The sequence below is a fragment of the Bradyrhizobium sp. genome, from assembly GCF_049512235.1.
Taxonomy (GTDB): Bacteria; Pseudomonadota; Alphaproteobacteria; order Rhizobiales; family Xanthobacteraceae; genus Bradyrhizobium.
Genome location: NZ_JBEKXH010000568.1, coordinates 1 through 3,789, shown reverse-complemented (window position 1 = coordinate 3,789; position 3,789 = coordinate 1). Strand labels below are relative to the sequence as shown.

Below are 3,789 nucleotides of genomic sequence, written 5' to 3'. Positions count from 1 at the left end.
CGCCGGACCCTAAAACGCTTCTTATTTGGCTGGACGAATCGGCTCTCTTGTATGTTGTGCCGGCCCCGGATTCGCTCGCCCGATTGCGGATAATCAAGCACGGCGTCCTCGCGGTAGATTTCATGCTCGATCTTGAAATTGCTGGCGTCCGAAGCATCCCAATGCCGCTCCAGCGCCGCCCGCACGGTTGCATCATCCATCTCGCTCTCCCACCATGGCTTCGGCTATGATTTCGGGACCAACCAATTCATTGTCCCGATACGCATGGTCACAGCTAGGGCGTTGTTGACGTTCGCGCCAGTCGTCTACTCGTGATGCCCGCTCATACCTTGATATGATCGGCTTCCCCCTAGGGTTGGATGGCCGAGCCCCCCAGTGGCCCGTAGGGTGCGATCTCGAGTAGCGCGACATGGACGAGATCGCCCATACCGGAAGCGTTTGGCCGAAGCAGGCCGATGTACTGGCTCACAGCACGCTTCTCAAGGAGGTTGAAATGCTGCTTCATCTACCAATTGTAATGCTGGCGACGTTTTCACCCATCGCTATTTCGGACACGGTACCCAAGTTCGATATCGCGAAGGAGTGCCGTTTTGAAAGCGAATCGTCCAAAGCTTTCGCCCGTTGCTCTCATGACGAAGCTGATGCGCTTCAGCAGCTCGAAACGGAGTGGCCGCAGTTTGTTGGCGCCGACAGGAGCAGCTGCTTCGCCGAGGCAAAGGTTGGTGGCTTTGCGAGCTATGTCGAGCTGGTGATCTGTCTGGAAATGGCGAGGGATGTCCGCAACGACGAGACCAATCGTGGTGGTCCGCTTGGGGCAGAGTCGACGCCTCCAGCTGCGCCCGAAATGAGCGTGATCGACAAGCACGAATGATTGGGTTGAGAAACGATCTTTCCTGGGAGGGAATTTCCGATGCCCGCCGAGACCATCGAGCACGACAGGGGGGCAGCCTCGATCGAAGCGCCCGCGAGAGGCAGAAGGGATGCCGTCGCTGATCGCGACGCGACGGGACCGCGGACCGATCCTGGCTCAAAGCCAGCCTCGAATCGAGGGATCACGCGGCGGCGAAAATTGCTGATCGGTGTGCTCGGCGTTGTAGTCATCGCGGCCGCGGTGTTTGGCATTCCCTGGATCCGGTTCGTGCTCAGCACGGTTTCGACCGACGACGCCTTCGTGAACGGCCATGTGACGTCGGTCGCCGCCCGCGTCCACGGTCAGGTCTCCCGGGTTCTGGTGGATGACAATAATCGCGTGCACAAGGGAGACCTTCTTGTTGAATTGGACAAGGAACCGCTTCGGGACGCAGTCGCGGTGAAGAAGGCGGCCGTCGATACCGCGGCGGCTGATCTCCAGGCTGCCAGCGCCACGGTGCGCGGTATCGAAGCACAGGCCATGAGCCGCCGCTGGCAATTGCAGGAAGCCGTAGAGAACGTCGAAAACCAGATAAGCCTGCTGCATGCCCGGGTCGCCGCGCTCAAGAAGGCGAAGGCCACGCTTGTACTCGCGCAGCAGGAATTCGATCGGACGTCGAAGCTGGTCGTATCGGAGACGGCGAGCCGCGAGCTCTATGATCAACGTCAGGCGGCGCTGTTGATTGCCCGGGCGGGTGTCGTCCAGGCATTGGCGGATGCGAACCAGATCCGTGTCTCGTTGGGCCTGCAGACGCAGCCCGAAGACAGCGCGGATCTCGACCAGGTACCATCAGATCTCGATCAGACGTTTTCTTCGGTCCTGCAGGCCCAGGCGGACCTGATCCAGGCCGCGGCTGAGCTGGGCGTTGTCCATTCCTACAACCAGTCCCCGAAGCAGATGCTCGAAGAGTTCGAGAAGCTTGGTCCCGTCGACCGGAGGTTCGATCAACTGGCCGCGGAAGCCCCGGCCGTCAAGCAAGCCGAAACCAAACTCGAAGCCGCCAAACGCGATCTTGCTCTGGCCGAACTCGACCTTCGCTATTGTGACGTCGTCGCGGAGATCGACGGCGTCGTCACGCGCCGAAACGTCAATCCCGGCAATGACGTTCAGGTCGGGCAGAGCTTGATGGCGATCCGCTCGCTGAGCGAGATCTGGATCGATGCTAATTTCAAGGAGACGCAACTGCGCGACTTGCGCATCGGTCAGGCTGCCGATCTCTACGTCGACATGTATGGCGACAAACAGATATTCAGCGGTCGGATCACCGGCTTTACGATCGGGACCGGATCGACGCTCGCATTGCTGCCGCCGCAGAATGCCACCGGCAACTACATCAAGATCGTACAGCGGCTGCCGGTCCGGATCGAGCTCGAGGGTTACGATCCTGACAAGAAACCGCTGTTCATCGGCGCATCGGTTGTCCCCTACGTCTATCTCAATAAACCGCTGAGCGGACCTAATGCCGGGATGTTTCTTCAAGGCTTCGAGCAGCAATCGCCGGCCACCGTTTCGGCGGCGAGCCCGCGCGGTGTCGGCAAATGACCGAGTTGGCACTTGCACCCTCCAGAGCCCGGGCGGACGTGAACCCGTGGCTTGTGGCCGGCATCGTCATCATACCGACCTTCATGGAGGTACTCGACACCACCATTGCGGTGGTCGCGCTGCGATACATTGCCGGCGGCCTCTCGGCCACGGTCGACGACGGCGAATGGGTCATCACCAGCTACCTCGCCGCCAACGCCGTCATCCTGCCGATCAGCGGCTGGCTTTCGGCGCGTCTTGGGCGCCGCAACTACTTCCTGCTGTCGATAGCCGTCTTTACCCTCGCGTCCGGACTTTGCGGTATGGCCACAAGCCTCGGTCAGTTGATTGTATTTCGCGTCATGCAAGGCCTGGCGGGCGGCGGCCTGCAGCCTTCCAGTCAAGGCGTGCTGCTGGACGCCTTTCCGGTGGAGAAGCAAGGCATTGCGATGACGCTGTTTGGCCTGGCTGCGCTTTTGGCACCTGTGGTCGGTCCGACCCTCGGCGGCTGGATCACGGACAGCTATTCGTGGCGATGGGTGTTCTACATCAACGTTCCAGTGGGCCTCGTAGCGTTTGCTGCGTGTTATGCTCTGCTGCGGGACCCCGAATATCTCACCAAGCAGCGTATCGAGTTGAGGAAGCAGCCGTTGCGTTTTGACTCGCTCGGCCTGTCACTTCTGGTGATCGTCATGGTATCCTGGGAAGTGATGCTCAGCAAGGGACAGGAGTGGGACTGGCTGAGCGATCCGTTCTGGCGGGTGCAGATGCTGGCGATTTTTTTCGTTTTGGGTCTGATAGCGCTGATCTTTTGGGAGTTACGCCACCCCAGCCCCGTGGTCAATTTCCGCCCCCTGCGGGAGCGAAATTTCGCTGCATGCTGCTTCATCATCTTTAGCGCCTTCGCAGTGCTCTACGCCGCCAGCACATCGTTGCCAGCCCTGCTTCAATCTCTGTTCGGCTATGATGCTCTCAGCGCGGGGTTGGTGATGTCGCCGGCTGGGTTCGGTGCGCTGGTGGCGATGCCGTTTGTCGGCCGGGCACTTGGCCGGGGGGCCGATGCCCGGTGGTTGCTCGCCGCCGGTCTGCTGGTCATGGCGATCGCAAACTATTGGATGTCACAAATGAACCTGGAGATCAGCCCGGGCCAGGTGGTCTGGCCTCGGGTGATGCTGGTGTTTGGACTCTCGATGTGCTTTGCACCTGCGAATGTCGCGGCCTACCTCTATATCCCGCCGTCGCTGCGTGGAGCAGCCGTTGGCTTGCTCAGTCTGTTGCGCAACGAGGGAGGCAGCGTCGGCACTTCGATGGCGCAGACTATGCAGGAGCGGCGTGAGCAATTTCACGTGCTGCGGCTC

Annotated in this window: 3 protein-coding genes and 1 pseudogene; 3 read left to right on the top strand and 1 reads right to left on the bottom strand. The window is 60.5% G+C overall.

Features of this window, described 5'->3' with window-relative positions:
• Window positions 1-200: pseudogene (locus ABSG20_RS31850) on the bottom strand (nuclear transport factor 2 family protein); the annotation flags it as partial.
• Window positions 201-409: 209 nt separating this feature from the next.
• On the opposite strand from ABSG20_RS31850, the gene ABSG20_RS31845 reads away from it, so the two are divergent.
• The 3 genes from ABSG20_RS31845 to ABSG20_RS31835 all read left to right on the top strand — a co-directional run.
• Window positions 410-871, top strand: coding sequence for a hypothetical protein (locus ABSG20_RS31845; protein ID WP_423868423.1), 462 nt, complete (start codon window positions 410-412; stop codon window positions 869-871).
• Between the two features lie 39 nt (window positions 872-910).
• Window positions 911-2,452 carry an efflux RND transporter periplasmic adaptor subunit gene (locus ABSG20_RS31840; RefSeq protein WP_423868422.1) on the top strand — a complete coding sequence of 514 codons (1,542 nt, stop codon included), beginning with the start codon at window positions 911-913 and terminating at the stop codon, window positions 2,450-2,452.
• The coding region (locus ABSG20_RS31835) for a DHA2 family efflux MFS transporter permease subunit (protein ID WP_423868421.1) at window positions 2,449-3,789 on the top strand (1,341 nt) is incomplete at its 3' end. The genes ABSG20_RS31840 and ABSG20_RS31835, both read left to right, overlap by 4 nt.